The 22705-nt window shown below is 65.7% G+C and carries 24 protein-coding genes; 17 read left to right on the top strand and 7 right to left on the bottom strand.

The genetic code is table 11. From position 1 onward, the window contains the following. From VB777_RS01860 to VB777_RS01825, 8 genes are all read left to right on the top strand, one after another. Positions 1–431: 5-formyltetrahydrofolate cyclo-ligase (locus tag VB777_RS01860; RefSeq protein WP_323246710.1), on the top strand; the 431-nt coding region annotated here is incomplete at its 5' end. A 125-nt stretch (positions 432–556) separates the two neighbouring features. After that, positions 557–739: a hypothetical protein gene (locus VB777_RS01855; RefSeq protein ID WP_197153933.1), complete on the top strand. Its 183-nt coding sequence runs from the start codon at positions 557–559 to the stop codon at positions 737–739. An 8-nt stretch (positions 740–747) separates the two neighbouring features. After that, complete coding sequence (locus tag VB777_RS01850) at positions 748–1266, top strand: hypothetical protein (protein ID WP_197153932.1); 519 nt, start codon at positions 748–750, stop codon at positions 1264–1266. A 4-nt stretch (positions 1267–1270) separates the two neighbouring features. After that, positions 1271–1762, top strand: coding sequence for a SufE family protein (locus tag VB777_RS01845; RefSeq protein ID WP_197153931.1), 492 nt, complete (start codon positions 1271–1273; stop codon positions 1760–1762). A 47-nt stretch (positions 1763–1809) separates the two neighbouring features. Next, entirely contained in the window at positions 1810–3114 is a 1305-nt protein-coding gene (locus tag VB777_RS01840) for a homoserine dehydrogenase (RefSeq protein ID WP_323246707.1), read from the top strand. A gap of 237 nt (positions 3115–3351) precedes the next feature. Continuing rightward, positions 3352–3585 (top strand): hypothetical protein, encoded by a 234-nt coding sequence (locus VB777_RS01835; protein WP_197153929.1) that lies wholly within the window; start codon positions 3352–3354, stop codon positions 3583–3585. Positions 3586–3695: 110 nt separating this feature from the next. After that, entirely contained in the window at positions 3696–5408 is a 1713-nt protein-coding gene (locus VB777_RS01830) for an ABC transporter substrate-binding protein (RefSeq protein WP_323246706.1), read from the top strand. Next, a complete protein-coding gene (locus tag VB777_RS01825; RefSeq protein ID WP_323246704.1) occupies positions 5405–6424 on the top strand; it encodes an ABC transporter permease in 1020 nt (339 codons plus the stop codon). The genes VB777_RS01830 and VB777_RS01825 overlap by 4 nt, the downstream gene beginning before the upstream one ends. A 30-nt stretch (positions 6425–6454) precedes the next feature. Here the strand turns inward: VB777_RS01825 and VB777_RS01820 are convergent, their stop codons facing one another. Further along, positions 6455–7996, bottom strand: coding sequence for an alpha/beta hydrolase (locus tag VB777_RS01820; RefSeq protein ID WP_323246702.1), 1542 nt, complete (start codon positions 7994–7996; stop codon positions 6455–6457). Positions 7997–8109: 113 nt separating this feature from the next. On the opposite strand from VB777_RS01820, the gene VB777_RS01815 reads away from it, so the two are divergent. After that, on the top strand, positions 8110–9321 hold the full coding sequence (locus VB777_RS01815) for an MFS transporter (protein WP_231605137.1): 1212 nt from the start codon (positions 8110–8112) through the stop codon (positions 9319–9321). On the opposite strand, the gene VB777_RS01810 is transcribed toward VB777_RS01815, so the two are convergent. Then, entirely contained in the window at positions 9289–9537 is a 249-nt protein-coding gene (locus tag VB777_RS01810) for a hypothetical protein (protein WP_322757465.1), read from the bottom strand. The two genes, VB777_RS01815 and VB777_RS01810, sit on opposite strands and share 33 nt — an antisense overlap. A gap of 363 nt (positions 9538–9900) precedes the next feature. Between VB777_RS01810 and VB777_RS01805 the strand changes: the two genes are divergently transcribed. The 3 genes from VB777_RS01805 to VB777_RS01795 all read left to right on the top strand — a co-directional run bounded on the left by VB777_RS01805 (position 9901) and on the right by VB777_RS01795 (position 12712). Beyond that, entirely contained in the window at positions 9901–11154 is a 1254-nt protein-coding gene (locus tag VB777_RS01805) for an EAL domain-containing protein (protein WP_197153926.1), read from the top strand. 220 nt (positions 11155–11374) lie between these two features. Further along, a complete protein-coding gene (locus VB777_RS01800; protein WP_323246698.1) occupies positions 11375–11752 on the top strand; it encodes a hypothetical protein in 378 nt (125 codons plus the stop codon). Positions 11753–11758: 6 nt separating this feature from the next. Further along, complete coding sequence (locus VB777_RS01795) at positions 11759–12712, top strand: EAL domain-containing protein (protein WP_323246696.1); 954 nt, start codon at positions 11759–11761, stop codon at positions 12710–12712. 11 nt (positions 12713–12723) lie between these two features. Here the strand turns inward: VB777_RS01795 and ychF are convergent, their stop codons facing one another. Continuing rightward, on the bottom strand, positions 12724–13815 hold the full coding sequence (ychF, locus tag VB777_RS01790) for a redox-regulated ATPase YchF (protein WP_197153922.1): 1092 nt from the start codon (positions 13813–13815) through the stop codon (positions 12724–12726). A gap of 193 nt (positions 13816–14008) precedes the next feature. Here ychF and VB777_RS01785 point away from each other — a divergent pair, with 193 nt between their 5' ends. Next, positions 14009–15148 carry an efflux RND transporter periplasmic adaptor subunit gene (locus VB777_RS01785; RefSeq protein ID WP_197172233.1) on the top strand — a complete coding sequence of 380 codons (1140 nt, stop codon included), beginning with the start codon at positions 14009–14011 and terminating at the stop codon, positions 15146–15148. Positions 15149–15178: 30 nt separating this feature from the next. Here the strand turns inward: VB777_RS01785 and wecB are convergent, their stop codons facing one another. Next, positions 15179–16306 carry a non-hydrolyzing UDP-N-acetylglucosamine 2-epimerase gene (gene wecB, locus VB777_RS01780; protein WP_323246694.1) on the bottom strand — a complete coding sequence of 376 codons (1128 nt, stop codon included), beginning with the start codon at positions 16304–16306 and terminating at the stop codon, positions 15179–15181. A gap of 95 nt (positions 16307–16401) precedes the next feature. Here wecB and VB777_RS01775 point away from each other — a divergent pair, with 95 nt between their 5' ends. Then, positions 16402–17670, top strand: a complete 1269-nt coding sequence (locus VB777_RS01775; RefSeq protein WP_323246692.1) for a type IV pilus twitching motility protein PilT — start codon at positions 16402–16404, stop codon at positions 17668–17670. A gap of 96 nt (positions 17671–17766) precedes the next feature. Here VB777_RS01775 and VB777_RS01770 read toward each other — a convergent pair whose 3' ends face one another. Together VB777_RS01770 and tsaD are read right to left on the bottom strand one after the other, a co-directional pair. Continuing rightward, a complete protein-coding gene (locus VB777_RS01770; protein WP_197159136.1) occupies positions 17767–17955 on the bottom strand; it encodes a chlorophyll a/b-binding protein in 189 nt (62 codons plus the stop codon). A gap of 150 nt (positions 17956–18105) precedes the next feature. Beyond that, the gene (gene tsaD / locus VB777_RS01765) at positions 18106–19161 is read right to left on the bottom strand and encodes a tRNA (adenosine(37)-N6)-threonylcarbamoyltransferase complex transferase subunit TsaD (RefSeq protein WP_323246690.1); all 1056 of its coding nucleotides are present in this window, start codon (positions 19159–19161) and stop codon (positions 18106–18108) included. Between the two features lie 61 nt (positions 19162–19222). On the opposite strand from tsaD, the gene VB777_RS01760 reads away from it, so the two are divergent. Beyond that, positions 19223–19702, top strand: coding sequence for a Photosystem I reaction center subunit III (locus VB777_RS01760; protein WP_197153919.1), 480 nt, complete (start codon positions 19223–19225; stop codon positions 19700–19702). 83 nt (positions 19703–19785) lie between these two features. Beyond that, on the top strand, positions 19786–19902 hold the full coding sequence (gene psaJ / locus VB777_RS01755) for a photosystem I reaction center subunit IX (RefSeq protein WP_185465876.1): 117 nt from the start codon (positions 19786–19788) through the stop codon (positions 19900–19902). 396 nt (positions 19903–20298) lie between these two features. Here the strand turns inward: psaJ and gmk are convergent, their stop codons facing one another. Further along, on the bottom strand, positions 20299–20877 hold the full coding sequence (gene gmk / locus VB777_RS01750; protein WP_197169688.1) for a guanylate kinase: 579 nt from the start codon (positions 20875–20877) through the stop codon (positions 20299–20301). Between gmk and VB777_RS01745 the strand changes: the two genes are divergently transcribed. Then, on the top strand, positions 20816–22705 hold a 1890-nt coding region (locus tag VB777_RS01745), incomplete at its 3' end, for an NFACT RNA binding domain-containing protein (protein WP_323246688.1). The two genes, gmk and VB777_RS01745, sit on opposite strands and share 62 nt — an antisense overlap.

Here is a 22705-nt window from a genome sequence, read left to right as displayed (position 1 = left end):
CCCTGGCTGGCGAGGCGGATCTGCGCGGGCTGGCCGACCTTTGGCCCGGTCGCATCGCCCTGCCCTGGGCCCCGGCGGCCACGGCCTCCGAGCGGCAAGTCCTTGATTACCGCGCCTGGCAGCCTGGGGAGCCGCTGCGGCCTGACGGCTGCGGCATCCCGGCGCCCTCGGATCCGCAGGCAACGCTGGATCCGGCGGAGCTGGCGCTGCTGCTGGTGCCGGCCCTGGCGGTGGATCGCCGCGGCCTTCGCCTCGGCTATGGCGGTGGTTGGTACGACCGCCTGCGGATCCTGCCCGCCTGGGGGGATGTGCCGGCGCTGGTGGTGCTGCCCCAGGGTTGTGTGGTGGAGGCGCTGCCGGCCGATCCCTGGGACGTGCCCTTCCAGGGCTGGCTGAGCGAAACCGGGCTGGTGCTGGTGCCCAAGCCCTGACCCTCAGGGTTCACCCCTCAGCCCCCACAATCATTGCAACCTTGTAACTCCTGGGCGCCAGGCCACTGAGGACGCCGTGAATTTGGCAGGATCAGAACCTCGAAGTTCTGGTCGAGCCGGTTCTGATGCGTTCTCCCGCCCTCTCCGCCCTGACCGATTCAGCCCCCGAGCGTGTGCTCGCCTCGGAGCTCCAGGCCCGCGGACAGGCTGGTGGGTCATCCAGCGATGCCCTCTCGCTGATGGTGAGTTCGATGGTGAGGATGGTGCAGGCCGGAAAAAGCAGCGATAGTCGCTGGAAAGCGTCCTGAGGTTCCCCATGCGTCTCCGTGCCGTCGCGGTTCTGGTTCCGGCAGTGGCCGGAATCCTGCTCAACCCCTGTGCCGCCAGGGCCCATGCCGTGGAGAGCAGTCTGGAGCGCCTCAGCAGCCTCAACGACGACATGATGTTGCAGAGCCACTTTTCCAGTGGAGCGCCCGTCGCCGAAGCCCTGGTGCGGCTGATGCCACCCGGTGGCGGTGATCCGATTCTGGTGGGCCGTACCGACACCCAGGGCAAGCTGCGTTTCCAGCTGCCCGCGTCGATGGCCAACGCCGAAGACTGGGAAGTGCAGGTGGATGGGGGATCCGGCCATCGCGACTACATCGAACTGCCTGCCAAGGGCGACAACCAGGTTCGTCAGGTCACCAGCCCCCTCGGGATCGACGCCGCCTGGCAGCAGGAGCTCCGTTCTCCCGGCGTGCCACTGATCACCATTGGCCTCGCCTCGCTTGGAGGCCTCCTCTCGGCCGGGACCCTGGTGCGTCTTGCCCGGCTGGGCAGCCGCCGCCAGGGCTGAGCCGATGGCCAGCGGAAGTCCCTCCCTCGACCGCATCGTCGAGAAGCTCGGCAGCACCGCCGAGCCCAGACGCCGTTACGAATACGTGCTCTGGCTGGCCAAGAAGCTGGCGCCGTTGCCCGATCAGTTCCGGCAGGACGCCTACAAGGTGAAGGGCTGTGTGTCTCAGGTGTTCGTGGTGGGGGAGCTGGTCGATGGAACGCTGCACTGGCAGGGTGATTCCGACGCCCAGATCACCAAGGGCCTGCTGGCCCTGTTGATCGAGGGTCTTGAAGGGCTGACGCCGGCGGAGGCCGCTGCGGTGGATCCCGCCTTCATCGCCGCCACCGGGCTGCAGGCGAGCCTGACCCCATCTCGGGCCAACGGGTTTCTCAACATCCTGCGGATGATGCAGTCCCAGGCCGTGAGGCTGGGCCAGCCTGCTGCACAAGACGAGGCCGGTGCTCAGGGCGAAGATCCGGCGCTGGGCAACGCTCCGGCCCTGGGCAACGGTTGAATTCAGAGCGGATTTCTAGGATCAGTGGTTTGAGGGGCGTCAGCGACATGACCATCGGCATCGGCTTGCTCGGTCTGGGGACGGTGGGAGCCGGTGTCGCCGCGATTCTCAGCAGCCCCGAAGGCCGCCATCCCCTCGTGGGCCAGCTGGCCCTGCGTCGTGTGGCGGTGCGGGATCTGAGCCGGCCTCGCCCCGTGGACCTGGCCCCGGAGGTACTCACCACAAGCCCGGAAGCGGTGGTGGACGATCCGGCGGTGGACATCGTGGTGGAGGTGATGGGAGGGCTGGAGCCCGCCCGCTCCCTGATCCTGCGGGCCATCGCTGCCGGTAAGTCTGTGGTGACCGCCAACAAGGCCGTGATCGCCCGCTATGGCGAGGAGATCGCCGCTGCCGCCGCCGCACGGGGCGTCTACGTACTGATCGAGGCGGCTGTCGGAGGCGGCATTCCGATCATCGAGCCGCTGAAGCAGTCGCTGGGCGGCAACCGCCTGCAACGGGTCAGCGGCATCATCAACGGCACCACCAACTACATCCTGTCCAGGATGGCTGAGGAGGGGGCCGCCTATGACGCCGTGCTCGCCGATGCCCAGCGCCTGGGCTATGCCGAAGCCGATCCCGCCGCCGATGTGCAAGGCGGCGACGCGGCCGACAAGATCGCCATCCTCACCGGGCTCGCCTACGGCGGCAGCGTGCCCAGGGCCTCGATCCCCACGGAGGGGATTGACCGGCTCGACTCCCGCGACGTGGCCTACGCCGCTCAGCTGGGCTTCGTGGTGAAGCTGCTGGCCGTCGCCCAGCACCTCGGCACCGCAGACGATGGCACCGAGCTGCTGGACGTGCGGGTCCATCCCACCCTGCTGCCCAGACAGCACCCTCTTGCAGGCGTGCATGGCGTCAACAACGCCATTCTGGTGGAAGGCGATCCGGTGGGCCAGGTGATGTTCTATGGCCCAGGCGCTGGTGCCGGGCCCACCGCCTCGGCCGTGGTGGCCGACATCCTCAACATCGCCGGCATTCGCCAGGTGGGTGGTGCGCCGGGCCAGCTCGATCCCCTGCTGGCGGCAGGCAGCTGGCGCCCCTGCCGCCTAGTGGACGGGTCCCAGACGCGGCATCGCAACTATGTGAGACTCCAGACCCGCGATCAGGCCGGTGTGATCGGCAGGATCGGCACCTGCTTCGGCGATGCGGGCGTCTCCCTGCAGTCGATCGTGCAATTCGAGGGGCAGAACGGCGCAGCTGAAATCGTGGCGATCACCCACGAGGTGCTGGAGCAGCATTTCCGCACCGCTCTCGATGCGATCGAAGCGCTGGCCGAAGTGGAGGCGGTGGCTGCCTGCCTGCGCACCCTCTGACCCCCCTGGCGAAGCACCCCGTCGATGCGGCAGAGTGACGGCCAAACACTGAAGCAATCCTGAAGAAAAGAGGCACCACCCAGCCTCAGGCAACGCCCCTCAGCCCCCGAGTCCAGGTCGCCATCCCCTCACCGACCGGCTACCCAGTAGCCGAGCGCACAACCCCGCCCCGCCGCCATCGGAAGGGTGGGGGAACCGCCGGACATCCGGGAGCGTTGTTTCTTTCCTCCCCCGACCATGACCTTCACGTCCACCCCCCCGCATCAGGGCGATTGCATCCGGATCTGCGGCGATGATCAGCAGCTGTATCAGGTGATCGGCGTTGATCAGGCCGGGAACCGCTGCTGGCTGCGCCGCTGGCCCCTTGCCCGCCATGGCTGCCCGGTTTTTGAGTTGCCTCTTCAGCAGCTCCAGCCCGGCTGCGTCACGCCAGCCCCTCATCGTCCCCAGCCTTTCGCGTCCCGTTCCTGAGACCCGCCCTGCCGGATTGTCTCTCTGCAGATGGTCAAGCCATCGTTGAAGGCGACAGAGTCCTGCCCATCACAGGCGGTCCGTTGGCCTTGAATGGCCCCACTCGAGCGGTGACCTTGTCCCCAGCTCTGTCTGATTCCGTCTTCGCCTCTGCTCTGTCGGCACCGGACCTCCCCATTTCCAGAGTCCTGGCCCCTGTCCGCTGCCTCCGCTCACACCCGGGATCTCTGCTGCCGCTGCTGGCCCTGGCGCTGCTGGTGCCCCTGTTGGCTTCCTGCCAGCCGCAGCGCACGCCCACCCGTCTAGTGGTGGCGACCAAGAGCCGCATCGATTCCGTTGATCCTGCCAAGGCCTCCCGGATCGGAGCGATGCAGGTGCTCAGCGCCCTGGGTGACCCCCTCTACGCGATCACCGCCGAAGGCCGCATCGAACCCCGGCTGGCCACGGCCCTTCCCACGATCAGCAGTGATGGCCTGAGGGCCCGCATCCCCCTGCGCCGAGGTGTGCTCTTCCACGACGGCACTCCCTTTGATGCCGCCGCGCTGGTGTTTTCGCTGAAGCGCTTCATGGCGATCGGCACCCTCGGCTATCAGCTGAGCGATCGGGTCAAGGAGGTGCGGGCCAGCGGCAGCCACGAGGTTGAACTGGAACTCCATCAACCCTTCAGCCCCCTGCCGCGGTTGCTGTCGGCCATTTTTCTGACGCCGATCTCCCCCACCGCCTATCGCAACCACCCGGACAAGCCTCTGAACGAGCGCTTCGTGGGTACGGGGCCCTATCAGCTCACCTTCTTCGGCGGCCAGCAGGTACGGCTCACCCCCTGGCGCCGCTACTGGGGGCCAAAACCTGCCAACGACGGCATGGATCTGGTCACCCTGAGCAACTCCACCGCCCTTTTCGGAGCGCTGCGCAGCGGCGAAGTCGACGTTCTGCTCTCCAGTGGCCTGGAGATCGACCACGAACAGGCCCTGCGGCGCGATGCCCTGGCTGGTCGGCTGCATGAGGCCCGCGGCCCGGCACTCTCGATCGGCTTCCTGTCGCTGCTCACCGACCAGCCGCCCCTGGACAATCCCAGCCTGCGCCAGGCCATCGCCCACAGCCTCGATCGGCAGACGATCAGCCGCCGGGTGAGCCTGGGGCTGCGGCCGCCCCTGCGTCAGTTGGTGCCCCCCAGCCTGCCGGGTTCCGATCCCAGCGCCTGGCCCGCCTACGACCCCGCCGAGGCGCGTCGCCTGTACCGCGCGGCTGGATACTGCGACGGCAAGCGCTTCATCCTGCCGCTCACCTTCCGCTCTGACATCCCCAGTGACCGACTGTTCGCCCTCACCTGGCAGGCGCAGTTGCGCCGTGATCTGGGCGATTGCGTGACCCTGGAGGTGAGCGGCATGGAATCCACCACCGCCTACGACCAGCTCGCCAATGGAGCCCTGGTGCTGTTCTTCTACGACTGGATCGGCGACTATCCGGACGCCGAGAATTTTCTCGCCCCCCTGCTGAGCTGCCAGGAGCCCCAGGGGAACCGCTGTGCCAAGGGCAACAGTGCCCTGAGCGGCTCCTTCTGGACCGCCCCTGGCCTGGATCTGGAGCTGGTGCGCAGCAGCCAGGTGGAAGGCCCTGAGCGGATTGCCCTGTTGCGTGCCATCCAGCGGCGCACCGCTGCCGCCGTTCCTTACCTACCGGTGTGGCTGATGGAGGAGGGAGCCTGGAGTGGTGCCGGGGTGAGCCCACCCCTCTTTGATGGATCCGGACGGGTGCGGCTGGAGGCACTGCATCGGCTTGGCCATGGAACGGACACCCGTTCCGGAGGGGAGGCCGGCCGATGAGTCGCCGCAACGAGCTGCTGCGCTATCTGGGGGCCCGCCTGGCCCTGGCGCCCCTGATGCTCTGGCTGATCGCCAGCCTGGTGTTTCTGTTGCTGCGGGTGGCGCCGGGTGATCCGATCGATGCCCTGCTTGGCCCCAAGGCTCCCGCCGCCGTGCGCGCGGCCCTGCGCCAGCAGCTGGGGCTCGATCAGCCACTGACGGTGCAATACGGCCACTTCATCACGAATCTCCTGCACGGGGACATGGGCCTGTCCCAGGCAAGCCAGGAGCCGGTGGCGGCGATCATTCGTCAGAGTCTGCCGGCCAGCCTTGAGCTGGGAGTCACGGCCCTGCTGCTGGCGGCGGTGGTGGGTCTGGCCGTGGGCTTCAGCGGCATCGCCCGGCCGGAGGGAAAACTCGACCTGGCCGGACGCCTCTACGGCATCGGCACCTACGCCCTGCCGCCGTTCTGGGCGGCGATGCTGGTGCAACTGGTGTTTGCCGTCTGGCTGGGCTGGTTGCCGGTGGGCGGCCGTTTTCCTCCCTCCCTGCTGCCCCCCACAGGCACCGGCTTCTACCTGCTCGACAGTCTCAGGGCGGGCAACTGGAGCCAGCTGCAGGGCACGGTGCGCCATCTGACGCTTCCCGCCGCCACCCTCGGCCTGCTGCTCAGCGGCATCTTCGACAACGCCCTGCGCCTCAACCTGCGCCGAGCCCTCGACTCCGACTACGTGGAGGCGGCCCGCAGCCGCGGCCTGGGGGAGGCGCGGGTGGTGCTGCGCCATGCCCTGCCCAATGCCCTCCTGCCCGTGCTCACCATCACCGGCATCACGGTGGCCTCCCTGATCGGCGGGGCCCTGCTGATCGAGGTCACCTTCTCCTGGCCCGGCATCGCCTTCCGGCTTCAGGAGGCGATCAGCCAGCGGGACTATCCCGTGGTTCAGGGGATCGTGGTGGTGGTGGCGGCGCTGGTGGTGATGGTCACGGTGCTGGTGGATCTGCTGGTGGCCCTGCTGGATCCCCGCATCCGCTTCTGAGCCCGTGGCTTTGCAGTCAGGGTGCCGCCATCAGCGGTTCAGATCCTGCTGCCAGTGGCGGGCCGCGGCGGCGTCGAGCACGTAGGCGCCGATTCCCTCCTGCAGTCGGTGCTGGGGTGGAAGCAGATCGGGGCCGTTCAGGCCCTGGAGGAACTCGACGCTGAGCCGCAGGATCAGGTTCTGGACCCGCTGCGGTTCCACCCCCACCAGCTCTTCGCCCAGCTGGAAGAGGGCCTCCCCCCGGCGTGAGACCCGCACGGGCGAGAAGTGGCTGCCGCCATCCACCACCACCAGGCGGCTTCGGGGCTGGCTGGAGGGCAGAAACAGCGCGAGCTGCTCGTTCACCGGTGGCGTGATCAGATCGAGACTGCCGCCCACCATCAGCAGCGGCACGCTGAGGTTTTCGAGCCCCCGCCCGGGCCAGAGCAGGCTGCCGAAGCCGTTGAACACCACCACGCCCCGCAGGGGCCTCTCCCGAAGGGAGGGTGGCGGGTGCAGCTCCAGCGACAGATCCGCCATCTGGCACTGCAGCAGCCGCGAGAGGTTGGTGATCGGCAGGCGGCGCAGGGCCTCGCGGCAGCGGCGCTCCAGCCCGGGCTCCGGCGCGGGACCGCTGGCCAGCAGGGCGGTCATGGCGCCCAGGGAATGGCCCATCAGCACGACGCCATCTCCCAGTGGCGGCAGCGGGCCATGGGCCTCCGCCGCCAGCACGGCCTCCAGATCGGCCAGTCGATCCGGCAGGGTTTCGGCCCCTGGCGGGGGCTGTGATCCGGCCAGCAGGGCCCGCATCGCCCCGGCATCGCTGCCAGGGTGTTGCAGCACCACGGCAGGCCATCCCCGATCCGCCAGGGCGGCTGCCAGCCAGCCCAGCTGCTCGGAGTTGCCTCCCAGGCCTGGCATCAGCAGAACCCAGGGGCCTGCTGGAGCCGCCGTGCTACGGCCACGCCAGAGTTCCAGCGGCAGGGGATCGTCGCGGTGGGCCACCGGCAGCAGCAGGGGCTGCATCTGCACCTCCGGCGCATCGCTGAAGGCCAGGGGACGCTCCTGGCGGTCGGGCAGCTCCATGCGCCGCAGCCGCCCCAGGGCCCGCTGCTGCAGACGCAGCTGATCGCGCCACTGTTCCGCCTGGGTCAGCAGAGTGTCGAGCTGCAGGTGCAGGTCGTCGGTGGGTAGGGCGTCCAGCAGGTCCAGCACGGTGACCTCGCCCCGTTCCTCCAGCAGTCGCCGCAGGCTCTCCTGCAGCAGGGCGCTGGATCCACGGCCCTGGGCGTCGGTGAGCAGGCCGCCTACTTCCACGAGGATCCGCTGGCCGGCCCAGCTGGTGAGCAGTTGCTCGCCGAAGGTTCGGGAGCGCAGCAGGGGGGCCCGCAGCAGGCGGCTGAGGTTGTTGCGACTGCGCCCATCCATCAGCTCCAGCCAGACCGCCAGCTCGCCTTCGCTGAGGTCATCGCCGGAGACGAGCTGACTGTCCGGCCGTCGGGGCCGGCGGCGGCTCCAGGCCTCCAGCTGCTCCAGGTCGATCGGAATCTCCAGACCGTCGAGGTGCACGTGCAGGCGCTCTGCCGCTGCCACGGGCTCGGCCGGCAGCCCGATCAGGCCCAGCAGCAGACTGGCCAGCGCAGACCAGAGACAGCGTGCGCGGTTTGACGGAGGAAACAGCGGAGTCAGAGACGGTTGCAGAAGAGGTGGCCCGAGCGGGCTCCTGGTTTCACCAGTTTCCCGCGCCTCTGCGTGAACTGGTCCTGATCCGGCTGATCGGGTCTCTGGGGGCTGGCGGTGTGGTCTATCTCACTCCGATGGTGTTCCACCAGGCCGACTTCAGCGCCAGCAGCGTCACCCAGGGACTGGCACTGGCGGCCCTGGCCGGCACCGGTGGGCGCCTGCTCTGTGGCCTCCTGCTGGATCGGGGCCTCAACTGCACGGTCCCCGTCCTGATGGCAGTGCTGCTTTCCCTGGCGGGTGACAGCCTGCTGGCGGGAGCCTGGGGCTGGTCAGGCTTCCTGCAGGGCCAGCTGCTGCTGGGGGCGTCCATGGGGCTCTACTGGCCGGCGATCGAGCTGGCGGTGCCCTTGAGCTGCGAGCCGGTGTCTTCGGCACGGGGCTATGCCCTGGCACGCAGCGCTGATGCGGCCGGGATCGCAGCGGGGGCGCTGCTCGGGGCCCTGCTGGCCTGGGGCGGCCGGTTGCGGGGCATCTATCTGGTGGACATTGCCTGCCTGGTTGTGATGGCCCTGCTGCTGCTGCTGCGTCCTCTGCCCGATCCGAGGCCCCGATCCCTTTCCAGGACTGGTGACACCTGGCGCAGCTGGCTGCCTCCTCTGCTGCCGTTGCTGGCACTGACGGTGCTGGCCACAGCGATGCCGGCGCTGATGCAGAGCGCCCTTCCGCTCGACTTAGTGCGCGGCGGGCTGCAGCGGCCACCCCTTCCGGATAGCCAGGGCGCCCTGATGATCGGATTGCAGCTGGCATTGCTGCTGCTGCTGCAGTGGCCCGTGGGGCAGGCCCTGGCCCGTCGACCGGTGGGCACGGGCCTCGGGCTCAGCCTGGTGTGCTTCGCCTGCGGAAGCCTGCTGCTGGCAGTCTCGGCCCTCCACGTGGGTGGAGCCTGGTTGATCATGCTGGCCCAGTTACCCCTGGCGCTGGGTCAGGCTGCCTTCCTGCCGATCGCCAGCGAGGCGGTAGTGGAACTCACACCCCTGAAACACCAGGGGCTTGCCCTGGCACTGTTCTCCCAGTGCTTCGCCGTGAGCGCCCTGACCGCACCCCTTCTGGCCGGCCAACTGCTGGATCGCCAGGGTCATGGCGCCGGCCTTTGGCTGACCATGACTTTGCTGTACCTGGTGGGGTTGCGTCTGGTGCGCCTCCTACACCCCCGTGCCGCCGGCCCCAGGATCTGAGTCCGGCACAGCCGCGGCGCCACGCTCACGCGCGGCGATCCAGGCCTCATGGGGCAAGGGTTCCGTGCCGTATTCCCAGTCGTCGTAGTCGGGATCGTTACGAATCTGTTGATGCACCTCCTTCTGCGCCTCAAAGTTGTGGGGATGCTCCGGGCTGGCGAGATTCTTCGCCGACTCGATCGGTTGGCTCGACGGGGATGGCTGGGATGACGGCATTGCATGCCTCCGCTGTTGACCTGGATTCTTGCCCAGCCGCCACCGATCCGACCACAGGCTGAGATGTGTGTGGCCAGCACGGGGGAAGCATCGAAATTCCGGCAATCTTGCATAGAGTGAAGCAGATCAGCTTCAACGGGCCGTGCAGGAGCCTTGATGACACGGCACGAGGAGCATTCTTCGCAAGACCGTCCCGACCCCGATTCTGATCGGGTGAGTGAGGAGGCACTTGGTCAGTCCTCTGCCGACATCTTGGATCCCGCCCCCCCCCGCCACCTGGATGGGCACCAGTCTGACGAGCCCCATCGGCATCTCTACCTACCCCGGAAGCCCATCCGACCATCCCCCCGGCCCTTTCTGGAGGTGCTTGAGGAAGGTGGGGTCGAGGCGTCCGGTTCACGGGTGGATGCATGGCTACCCGATCTGCACGACCTGATCGAACACGAGCGACTGGATATCCACTTTCAGCCGATCCTGTCGCTGCGTCAGAAGACCGTGGTGGGGGTCGAAGCGCTGGCGAGGCCGCACCGCATGCGCGTGGGTGAAATGTTTGCCAAGGCGGCCGCCGCTGGTCGGCTCCTGGAGCTGGATCGCCTCTGTCGCCGCAAAGCGCTGGAGGCCTACAGGCACTTGCCCACGATTGGCCGGACAAGGCCGCTGCTTTTCGTCAATATTGAGGCTTCGGTGATCGACCGAGCGGTGGTTCACTCGGGATCCATGCTGAGCACGGTGGAGTCCTACGGGATCAATCCCAACGATATCGTGATCGAGGTGAATGAGAGCAAGGTACTCGACCCCGACTCATTAAGGAAGTTTGTGGATGCGCATCGCGATCTCGGCTTCCTTATCGCCATCGACGATCTTGGCGCCGGTGACAGCAACCTCCCACGCATTGCCCAGCTGCGGCCCCACATCATCAAGCTTGACCGCAACTTGATCGCGGGAGTGGATCATGACTTCTTCAAACAGCAAACGATCAAGTCGCTGGTCAATCTCTGCCGCAGCATTGGGAGTCTCGTCCTGGCGGAAGGCGTCGAGACCCTGGAGGAGGTGGATGCCTGCGCCTCTCTCGGCGCTGAGTTATTCCAGGGTTTTCACTTCGATCGCCCCAAGGCTCCTGTCCACCTCGACCTTCCTGCCTTGTTGCCAGCCTTGGTCTCTGCTTCGCAACGGCAGAGGGACAATGCCGTGGATACCCTCCACGCCCGGAAACAAGTTGGCAGCGTCCTACATCGACTCGCCGGAATCGCTTGCGAACGATTGCAGGACTGCACTCCCGAAAATTTTGATTTAGTTCTGAAAGAACTGGTGCAGAACAACCCTGAGATCGAGGCCATTTACCTGTTGGACAGCCAAGGGATTCAGGTGAGCCAAACCCACATGTCCCATCCAGTGATTGGCCTCAAAAGCCGGCTATTCGGTCCAGCTCCCCGCGGCACGGACCACTCTTACAAGGAGTATTTTTTCAGTCTCATCCATGCTGGGCTGCAGCGTTACACCACGGACAGCTATATCAGTCTTGCCACTGGGCGACCTTGTCGCACCGTAACCGTGGTGTTCGAGCATGATTCAGATCAGGCTTTCGTGCTTTGCATCGATTTCAAGGTTTCAACCTGACCCAGGCTTCCATCGCGTGACCCGCAGAACTGCAGGGATCTCTCCCGCCGGCAAGCCTCCTGAGAGGCTGAACCCGATCAGCAAGAACAGAACCAAAGCGGAGTGAAAGCTTGCAACCGTGTTGGCGAATACAAAGCCTTTCACAGCCATGCTCTTACTATAATTTCTCAGGACGCTCGTTGCGAAGCGAGGGTCTGACGTGCTTACTCCTTTCCCAAGGATGGAAGATCCAGCCCCGCGGACTCGAAGGGAGACTACGTCCACCCCACAGGCGCAGATTTCACTCGATACCAGCTTGTCTGAAGAGATTCCACAACAGGATGACCAGACCAGTTGCGATGCCTTGGCAGAGCTGCTGACCAATCAGGATTTATATATTGAATTCCAGCCGATTCTTTCGCTCCGCCATCAATCTGTTGTTGGAATCGAGGCCTTGGCCAGGCCGCGCACCATGGGCCTGGTGCAGATGTTCCTGGAAGCGGAAACCACCGGTCGCATGCTGGAACTGGATCGGCTCTGCCGTTTGAAGGCCCTGGAGAGCTACAGCCGTCTACGGTTCGCCGAAGGCTGCCGTCCGCTGCTGTTTCTCAACTTCTAGTCTTCAGTGATCGATCGTGGGGTCCTGGGCTCCGGCTGGCTGCTGGAGAGGGTCAAGGCCTCGGGTCTTGAACCCAGCGACGTCGTGATCGAAGTCAATGAAAGCCGGGTACATGATCTCGAGTCCCTACGAGACTTCGTTGATACTTATCGCCGGCATGGCTTTCTCATTGCACTTGACGATCTTGGAGCAGGTGACAGTAATTTGCCCCGCATCGCCCAGCTGCGTCCCCACATCATCAAACTCGATCGCCATTTGGTGGCCCATGTGGATCGCGACTTCTTTAAGCAAGAAACAATAAAATCCCTGGTTAATCTTAGTCGTAGTATCGGCTGCATGGTCTTGGCCGAAGGGGTTGAAACCCATGCCGAAGTTGACACCTGTGCCTCGTTGGGAGCGGAGCTTTTGCAGGGTTTCTTCTTTGCAAGGGCCAGGAAAGCTGAACAGCTTGATCTTCCTAGCCTGCTGGAGCCCCTTGCTCAGGCAACACGTCGACAGCGCACCCATGCCACTGATTCACTCAAGGCCCGCCGCCAGCAGAGTTTAGACCTGCAGCGACTTGCCCAACAAGGGTGCGCAGGCCTGCAGAAGGCGAAGCGGCAGGACTTTGATGCGGCCCTTTGGGAATTGGTGGCCAACAATACCGGCATAGAAGCCGCCTACCTTCTTGATGACCAGGGAATTCAGGTAAGCGAAACTCACATGGCCTCCGATGTCACAGTGCTGCCTAGCCGCCTCTTTGAGCCGGCCCGCCGAGGGTCGGATCACTCCTTCAAAGAGTATTTCTTCAGCCTCATTGATACGGGCCTTTCCCGATTCACTACAAATAGCTATATCAGCCTCGCAACGGGCAACCCCTGCCGCACCGTCGCGGTACTCCTAAGGCATATGCAAACCGCATCCAATTATGTGCTTTGCATAGATTTTCGCATGCCCGCATCTTTTTCGTCGCATTTTTAACTTCGATATCGTCAGACATTGAACAAGAATTCCATGACATCACCTTCGGCGACTTCGTACTCCTTGCCTTCGCTGCGAAGCCAGCCACGATTGCGCGCCTCCACCAGGGAACCGGCCTCCAGAAGCTGGCTGTAGCCGATCGTCTGGGCGCGGATGAAGCCCCGCTCAAAATCGGTGTGGATCACTCCCGCGGCCTGTGGCGCCGTCATGCCGGCCGTGATCGTCCAGGCGCGGGTCTCCTTTTCACCCGTGGTGAAGTACGTGCGCAATCCGAGCAAGGAATAGGTGGCGCGGATCAGGCTTTGCAGCCCACCTTCCTCCGCCCCAAGACCGGCCAGGAACTCAGCTCGCTCCTCCTCAGGCAGCTCGATCAGCTCGGCCTCCACCTGGGCGGAAATGCGCACGGTCTCGGCGCCCTCCTGAGCAGCAACGGCCTTCACTTCGTCGACGAAGGCATTGCCGGAGGCGAGGTCGTCCTCGCTCACATTGGTGGCGTAGATGATCGGCTTGGCGGTGAGCAGGCCCAGGGGCTTGATCAGCAGGGCCTCCTCTTCGCTGATCTCCACCGTGCGGGCCGCTCCGCCCTGCTCCAGCACGGCCTGGATGCGGGCAAGAGCTCCGTCCTCGAGCTGCGCTTCCTTGTTGGTACGGGTCTGCTTCTTGAGCCGCTCGCGCCGCTTCTCCACCTGGGCCAGATCGGCCAGCCCCAGCTCGAGGTTGATCACCTCGGCATCACGGGCAGGGCCTACCGAACCGGAGACGTGAATCACATCGTCGTTCTCGAAGCAGCGCACCACGTGGACGATCGCATCGACTTCGCGGATGTTGGCCAGGAATTTGTTGCCCAGTCCCTCCCCCTGGCTGGCCCCCTTGACCAGGCCGGCGATGTCGACGAACTCAACACGGGTCGGGATGATCTCCTTACTGCCGCTCACCGCTGACAGCTGCTCCAGTCGAGGATCCGGCACCGCAACCACGCCCGAATTGGGTTCGATCGTGCAGAAGGGGTAGTTGGCGGCCTCGGCCTTGGCGTTGGCCACGAGGGCGTTGAAGAGGGTTGACTTGCCCACGTTGGGCAGTCCCACAATTCCGGCTTTGAGCATGGTCCGAATCTAATCGCTGCCAGCCAGGCGCCAGTCGGATCCAGAGCTGCGGGGGAGATCCGTCCCGGTGAACAACCCCAATCACGCCGCGAACCCGAAAGACTGGGGCACAGTCGGAACCAGGCCCATTCCCGTCCTCGCCCCCCTGCGGCCGCGTCGCCGGCCCGAACCCGCCCCCACCGGACATCCCAACATCGACGGGCTCACCGGGAGCCCGTCAGTCAAGCCCCTCTGGCGACGGCGACGTCTCTGGGCCGGCACCCTGGCAGTGCTGGTCGGTCTGAGCGGCACGGCGGTCTGGTTGCGTCAGTCGGGCCAGAAGGGCCGCAATCTCGATCCATACACCGTGCTGGCCCGCCAGGGCTCCCTTCCCAGTGTGGTGAGCGCCAGCGGCGAACTGGATGCGGTCAGGCGGGTGAACGTGAGCCCGAAGCGGCAGGGGCTGCTGCAGGAGCTCTACGTCGAGGAGGGCGACCGGGTGCGGCAAGGCCAGGCTCTCGCCCTGATGGACTCGGGTGATCTCAATGAACGCCTGAAGGAACTGCAGGCCAATCTGAGCTCGGCCGAGGCCCAGCTGGCCCGCACCCGCAGTGAATGGGAGCGCCGCCGCCAGCTGTTCGCCAGCCAGGCGATCAGCGCTGACGACTATCAGCGGGCCCTGGGGGCCTTTCACGTGGATGAGGCCAACGTGGCGGCGGCTCGTCAGCGGCTGGAGCAGCGTCAGGTGGAACGGGATGAGCTGATCGTGCGGGCCCCCTTCGATGGGGTGATCACCCAGCGGTTCGCTGACCCTGGCGCCTTCGTGACACCCACCACCACAGCGTCGGCCACGGCCGGTGCCACCAGTTCCTCGGTGGTGGAGCTGGCCCAGGGGCTGGAGGTGCTGGCCAAGGTGCCCGAGAATGACATCGGTCGGCTACGGGTGGGCCAGATGGCCAGCGTGCGGGTGGATGCCTTCCCCGATCAGCGCTTTGCGGCCCGGGTGCGGCGCATCGCGCCGCGTGCGATCAAACTCAACAATGTCACCTCCTTTGAGGTGAAACTGCAGCTGATCGATCCGCCGCCGGAGCTGCGCATCGGCATGACCGCCGACATTGATTTTCAGGCCGGTCAGCTGCGCTCCGAGACCCTGGTGCCCACCGTGGCGGTGGTGACCGAAGCAGGCAAACCTGGTGTGCTCAGGGTCGGCCCCGAGCGCGAGCCCACCTTCCAGCCCGTAGAGCTCGGATCCAGCAGCGGCAAGGACACCCAGATCATCACAGGCCTCAAGCCTGGTGAACGGGTGTTCATCGATCTTCCTCCCTGGGCCAGCAAGCGTCCGCAGACGGACTGAGTGAGGGTGGACGGACGGACAGCAGGCCAACTAGGGACAGGCCGACTGAGCGTCCCCGCCATTGAGAAAACTGCGAGCGGCCTCCAGGATGCGTCCGCTGGCCTGCCCATCGCCGAAGGGGTTGTGGGCCTGGGCCATGACCGCGTAGGCCGCGGGATCCTCCAGCAGGCGACTGGCCTCCCGCAGGATGTCGCCCCTGTTGGTGCCGATCAGACGGGCCGTGCCGGCCTCCACCGCTTCGGGACGCTCGGTGGTGCGGCGCAGCACCAGCACCGGCTTGCCGAGGGCTGGAGCCTCCTCCTGGAGGCCGCCCGAATCGGTCAGCAGCAGCGCGCAGCCCCGCATCGCCGCCACCAACCTGTCGTAGTCGAGCGGTTCGGTGAGGAAGGCGCGAGGATGGTCGCCCAGCAGGGCCTGCAGGGGCTCCCGCACGGTGGGGTTGCGATGCAGCGGCAGCAGCAGGGCTGTGTCGGGAAAACGCTCCAGAAGATCGAGAAAACCCTGGCCGATCTGCTGCAGCCGTTCGCCCCAGTTCTCGCGACGGTGCACCGTGGCCAGGAGCACCCGCTGCCTGCTCCAGTCGAGGCCGGGCAGATCCCAGTCCGGGGCCGTCTCCGCCATCAGCAGCAGAGCATCGATTACCGTGTTGCCGGTGGTGAGAATGTCGCCCACCACGCCGGAGGCGCGCAGATTGCTGGCCGATTGCGCCGTCGGCGCGAAGTGAAGCTGGGCGAGCTGGGAGATCAGCCGGCGATTGGCCTCCTCAGGGAAGGGGTCAAGCAGGTTGTCGGTGCGCAGGCCTGCTTCCACATGCCCAACGGGGATCTGGCCATAGAAGGCCGCCAGGGCTGAGGAGAAGGCGGTGGTGGTGTCGCCCTGGACCAGCACCAGATCAGGGCGATGCTCGGTGAATTCCTGTTCCAGGCCCTGGAGGGCGGCGCAGGTCACGTGGGTGAGGGTCTGCTTGGGAGCCATCAGTGCCAGATCGTGATCGGCCTTCAGGCCGAACAGCTCCATCACCTGGCTCACCATCTCGCGGTGCTGTCCGGTGAGCACCACGCGGGTGGTCAGGTCCGGGGCCTGCTGAAAGGCACGGATCACCGGGGCCAGTTTGATCGCCTCCGGCCTGGTGCCCAGCACGATCGTGACCAGTGGCATCCCGCCCCCCAGCAGCAATGCCCGGATCCTAGGGATGGTGGCCTCCCGGCCCGATAGGGGCGAAGCTGGTTGAACCCGACCCGTTCCGCTCCGGCATGGCCCAGGCCGACTCTCCTTTTCCGCCTTCGCCCTTCCCCCCGACCGGAACCACGGCTCTGCCCTCCCCTTTTCCCGGTCCCGCCCAGCCACCACCCCCTGCTTCGCCTGGTCCGGGGCTGCAACCACCGCCGCCGCCACCATTCGCCCAGCCTGTCTCCACCCCTGTTGCATCGGTTGGACAGGAGGCTGGTGGGTACGGAAGCCAACCGGCCACCCTCGAGGACATCGTGCGCCTGGCCCACGAGCGGAACCATTCAGATGTCCACCTGGGCGTCGGCGAAGAACCGCGTTATCGGGCCCGCGGTGAGATGGCACGCACCGGTTGGCCGGTCACCGACGCCGCGACGTTCCAACGATGGCTGCGCGAGATGCTGACGCCGGCTGAGATCGATTCCTTTCAGCGGGACAAGGAATTCGATGGAAGTTTTGCTTTCCCCTTTGCGCGAGTCCGCATCAACGTGCTCGATTCGTTGCGGGGGCCGGGGATGGTGTTGCGGTTGATTCCTCAGAAGATCGCAACCCTGGAGGACCTACACCTACCCCCTGTACTCAAGAAGCTTTCTGCCCTTCCCAAGGGCATGATCCTGGTGACCGGTCCGACTGGCTCCGGTAAGAGCACCACTCTGGCGGCGATGATCGACTGGATCAACCGCAACATGACCCGCCACATCATCACGATTGAAGATCCGGTTGAATTCGTGCATGAAAGTCGAGAGTCCCTAATCCGCCACAGGGAAGTTGGCCAACACACCAAGCACTTTCACAATGCCCTGCGTGCCGCTATGCGGGAAGATCCGGACGTGATCCTGATCGGTGAAATCCGTGACCAGGAAACCCTGGCCACGGCGATCGAAGCGTCCCAGACGGGTCACCTGGTGTTTGGAACTCTGCATACCAACTCTGCTGTGAAGACCGTGGAGCGGGTGCTGGGGATGTATCCCCCTCAGGAGCAGGATGCGGTGCGGCGGGCGGTGTCCGAAACCTTGCTGGGGGTGATCGCCCAGGGCCTGATCAAGACCACGGACGGCAAGAGGGTTGCGTTTCACGATATTTTAATCAACACAGATGCTTGCAAGGATTACATTCAGCGTGGCGAACTCGGCGAGATTGAAGACATCATGAATCGCAGCAGTTTCGAGGGCATGGTGACCGCCAATCAAAGCCTGATCAAGCTGGTAGAAGATGGTCGCGTGGAGGGCGTTGATGCATTGGCCGTCAGCCTCAGGCCAAACGAGCTTGCTCAGGCCCTGCGTGGAAGGACATGATGCACTGAAGGGATCAATCCGCCTGCCTGAATCGGTGGAAATTCAGTCAAAGTCCTGACAGGATCAGGCTCAGTTCGTTATAAGTAAAGGCACCGATCAATGCCCAGCCGCCAGGCGTGCGATCAGAAGAACCGAGAGCCCAACGGATAGTCCCAGCATCGCCAGTCGGCCGTTCCAGATTTCCGCCTGGGGCGTAAAGCCTCGTCGCCAAGCGTTGAGCTCCTCCGGTCCAACCGGCTCAATCACGGTCTCAGACTCAACTCCGCCCGGAAGGGAAGCCTCCAGCGGCGTCACAGCAACCTGACCTAAATCACCCTCCACTGAACCTGCGGGCACCTGATCCGCCTGAACAGGATCGGTCGTGCCCACAACCTGGCCCTCCTCAACCGGCGCCATGACGACCAGTCCTCAGCGAATCATTCCACCCTAGGGCGATCAGAAACAAGCTGTTGCCTCATACAGGCGCTCCGCCTGCACCAGCGGCAACCGCGGCGCCACCCCCAGATCCATGGGGCTGCGGCAGCCCTGCGAGAATCTCTGGGCCGCCGCCACCCCCACCATGGCGGCATTGTCTGTGCAGAATGCCAGCGGCGCCAGACGCCATTGCAGATCGGCCTCGGCGCAGCTCTGCTCCATCCGTTGCCGCAGGCGGCGGTTCGCCGCCACACCGCCGACCAGCACGATCGTGGCCAGGCCCTGATCGCGGGCACAGCGGCAGCTGCGGTCCACCAGCACGTCCGCCACCACCTGCTCAAAGCTCGCCGCCAGATCTGCCACGGGCAGCGGCTCACCCGAGGCCTCGAGCGACCTCACGAGGCGCAGCATGGCTGTCTTCAGGCCGCTGAAGCTGAAGTCATAGGGGTAGAAGCCTCCCTCCGGCCTCGACACCCGCCCTTTGGGCAGGGCAAAACGATGGGGATCGCCCGCTTCGGCAGCGGCCTGAATGGCGGGTCCTCCGGGGTAGGCCAATCCGAGCAGGCGAGCCACCTTGTCGAAGGCCTCGCCGGCGGCGTCGTCATGGCTGCGGCCCAGGGGTTGATAGCGCCCGGGACCCTCGACCCGGATCAGTTCGGTGTGGCCACCACTCACCAGCAGCACCAGATGGGGCCCCGGCGTCAGCGGAGATCCGAGCTGCACCGAGCAGAGGTGCGCCTCAAGGTGATGCATGCCCAGAAACGGCAATCCATGCAGGCGGGCCAGGGTGCGGCCCGTGACCGATCCCACCAGCAGGGCTCCCACCAGGCCCGGCGCCACCGTGGCGGCGACCGCATCCAGCTGAGGGAGCGCCACACCGCTCTCGGACAGCACGGTGGCGATCAGCTGGGGCAGCGCCTCCACATGCCGTCGCGAGGCGATTTCAGGCACCACGCCGCCGAAGCGCGCATGTTCCTCAACCTGAGAAGCCACGGCATGGGCCAGAACGGTGCGATCCCGCACAATCGCCGCTGCCGACTCGTCACAACTTGTTTCGAGGGCAAGAATCGTGGCCATGGACTCTGGGGGCCGCTCCTACTGTCCGGTCGTGACATCCTGCCCTGCGGCCGAACTCCCTATGCGCCGTCTATTCGCCGTCGTTCTTTCCGCCTTTCTCATCTTTGGCTTCGCTCCGTCCGCCAGGGCTGATGTAGCCGGTTTGACCCCCTGTGCCGAGAGCCCGCGGTTCCAGCAGCGGGCCGGCGCCGCCCAGACCGAGCAGGCCAAAGCTCGCTTTGCGATGTACAGCAAGGCCGTCTGCGGCACCGATGGTCTGCCCCACCTGATTGTGGATGGCCGCTGGAGCCACGCCGGAGACTTCATGATCCCTGGAATCGCCTTCCTGTATATCGCCGGTTGCATCGGCTGGGCTGGGCGCTCCTACCTGCAGGCCATCCGTGGCACCAAGGACGCCACCACCAAGGAAATCCAGATTGATCTCTCCCTGGCCCTGAAGAGCACCCTGGCAGCCGCCAGCTGGCCGATTGCCGCTTTTGGTGAATTCACCAGCGGCAAACTGCTCGAGTCCGACAACAAGGTCACCGTGTCGCCCCGCTGAAGGCAATGGGCTGTTGATTGTCACAGCCTTTCCATCGCGGCAGGCTGATGTCCTGCTCCCTAACCGCTTCACCCTTCTCTGACATGAAGAAATTCCTGACCACCGCTCCGGTGTTCGCGGCCATCTGGTTCACGATCACCGCCGGCATCATGATTGAGTTCAATCGCTTCTTCCCTGATCTGCTGTTCCACCCCCTCTGAAAACAGATTGATTTCAGAGGTTCAGGGAAGCTGTTCCTTCAGGGCTTCATCGATATCCCTTGAACCGCCATCGCTGATTCTTTGCTCAGACTTGTCTAGTCTTCGCGGCCCCTTTTGGGGCCGCTTTTTTGCTGTCATGCACGGCATTCTTGCCCCGGAGCCTGCTGGGCTGGCGAGGTTCTTTGCCTGCAGCTTGTGATACTGCTTGGCTGCCATCAGGTCCGGATAATGGGAACAACGCTCTGATCAATGGCATGGTTTCGGCTGAGTCGATTCAGTGTTGATGCTGGGATCACCATGCTTTTTTACCCAGGGAGATCGATCAGGCAGACCGGATCAATCCGACAGATCCGACAGATCGGGCATCGGGCCGATCAGCTCACGCCTCAGTACACGTCAGCTCTTGCTGGTGCCCAGATCCATGAGCTGTTCCAATTCCGCCAGCGCCACCTCAAGATCACCATTCACCAGGCAGGCATCGAACTCGGCGGCGGCGGCCAGTTCCACCCTGGCGCGCTCCAGGCGCTTCGCGATGGCGGATTCGCTGTCGGTCCCGCGTCCGCGAATCCGCCGCTCCAGCTCTTCAAAAGAGGGAGGCTTGATCAACAGCTGCTGGCCGGCCGGGAAGGAGTGACGCACTTGCCGGGCCCCTTCCAGTTCGATCTCCAGCAGGACCGGCCGTCCTTCGGCGAGATGCTGCTCCACCGGCTGCCGCGGGGTGCCATAAAGGTTGCCGGCGAACTCGGCCCATTCGAGGAAGCCGCCACCGGCCACCTGCGCCTCGAAGGCCTCACGGCTGAGAAAGAAGTAGTGCACGCCGTCGACCTCACCGGCCCGGGGCTGGCGTGTGGTGGCCGAGATCGACAGCCAGATGCGTGGCTGGCGCTGCAGCAGGCGGCTCACCAGTGTGCCCTTGCCCACGCCGCTGGGACCGGTGATCACGGTGAGCCGGGCGGACGACGCGGCGCGGGCCATGGAAGTGACACTGCTGCGCAGCAGAGTAAGCAGCCTCGGCTGTGAACCTCTGCCAGCGGTGATGGTGTCAACCCAACCCCTCCAGCCTCTGGATGTGACCAGCCTGCGGGCGGTGCTGGGGGAGCTGCGGGCTGCTGTGGTGCCGAGCCGCTTTGAAAAGGCGCAGCAGAGCGCCTCCCACACGGTGCAACTGGGGCTGCGCAGCCTCGACGGCATGCGCTGGCTGGAGATCAGCTGGATGGCGGAAGCCCCTCGGCTGCTGGCGATCCCGGCACCGCGCCGTCAGGGTGATGGCAGCACCCTGGCTCAGCAGCTGCAGCATGGCCTGAAGGGGCTGGCCCTGGTGGAGCTGGCACAGGACGGCTGGGAGCGCGTCGTGCACCTGCGTTTCGCGGCCCGTCCGGGCGAGCCTCCCCAACGGCAGCTGGTGGTGGAACTGATGGGGCGCCACAGCAACATCTTTCTGCTCGACGCTGAGGAGCGGGTGATGGCCCTGGGCCATCAGGTGCGGCAGGGACAGTCGCGGCTGCGGCCGATCGGCAACGGCGATCCCTACCAGCCGCCGCCGCCCCTGGGCGGCGATCGCCCCGATCCGGCCGAACCGTTCGAGAGCTGGCAGCGGCGCCTGAGTCTGCTGCCCCTGCCCCTGGAACGGGCGCTGCGGGAGAGCTATCAGGGCATCAGCCCGGCCCTGGCCCGCCAGCTGGCAGGGGAGTCCGCGGAGCAGAGCGCCGCCTGGTTGGCACGGTCTGTAGACACCCTGAACGCGGCCGGTTGGTCACGGTTGTGGCAGCGGTGGTGCGCCTGGCTGAGGGCGGTGAAGGATCAGCGCTTTTGTTTCGATACAGCTGGCCCCACGGCCTACCGCTGCTGGCGGGTTGATCCGGCTGCGGCAGATCCTGCTGGGCAGGAACCGTCCGGAGAGAATCCCGCTCTGGCGGAGCCTGGGGATGGCCCGGCGCAGGCCGGCGACAGCCTCCCCATCAACACGGCCCTGGCTGGCTACTACGGCACCATGCTGGCGGCGCGGGAGCTGCAGCGTCGGCAGCACCAGCTCGCCCAGCAGCTGCAGGCCGCAACCGAGCGTGAACAGCGGCAGCTGCACCAGCAGGAGGCGTTGGTGGAGGCGGCTGGCGGTAGTGAAGCCCTGCAGAGCCAGGCGGACGCCTTGCTCAGTCAGTTCGCCCTGTCCCGTGAGCAGATCGACGAGGCCCAGGCGCTCTACCGGCGGGCCCGCAAGCTGCGGCGCTCGCTGGCGGCGATCACACCGCGGCTGGAGCGGCACCGCCAGCGGCTTGCCTGGCTGGAGCACAGCCGCACCTTCCTCGATCAGGCCGATGGCGTCGAGCAGCTGGAGGCCCTGGCCGAGGAGCTGCGGGAAGGCCCAGGAGGACCGGAGGGAACGGACAGCCCCAGGGGCGCAGCCCTGGCGCCGCAGCCCCAGCGGCGCGCCCATCGCCGGGCGATGGCCAGGGCCATGGCCCCAGAGCCCCTGCAGGGCGCCACGGCGGCCGGCCTGATCGTGCAGGTGGGCCGCAACCATCGCCAGAACGAATGGATCAGCCTGCGCCAGGCGCGTCGCGGTGATCTCTGGTTCCACGCCCAGGAATGTCCCGGCAGCCACGTGGTTCTGAAGGCATCCCAGGCGGTCGCCGGCGACGACGACCTCCAGGCGGCGGCGGATCTGGCGGCCCATTTCAGCCGCGCCCGCGGCAACCGCCGCGTGCCGGTGGTGATGGTGCCCACCGAGGAGCTGCAGCGCATCCCCGGGGCTGGACCGGGGACGGTGCGCCATCGCGGCGGCGCACTGCTCTGGGGCGAGCCCGCC

It is taken from the genome of Synechococcus sp. CCY9202, assembly GCF_034931685.1.
Taxonomy (GTDB): domain Bacteria; phylum Cyanobacteriota; class Cyanobacteriia; order PCC-6307; family Cyanobiaceae; genus CBW1002.
Note: the sequence above shows the minus strand (reverse complement) of the source record. Positions and strands in the feature narration are given on the sequence as shown.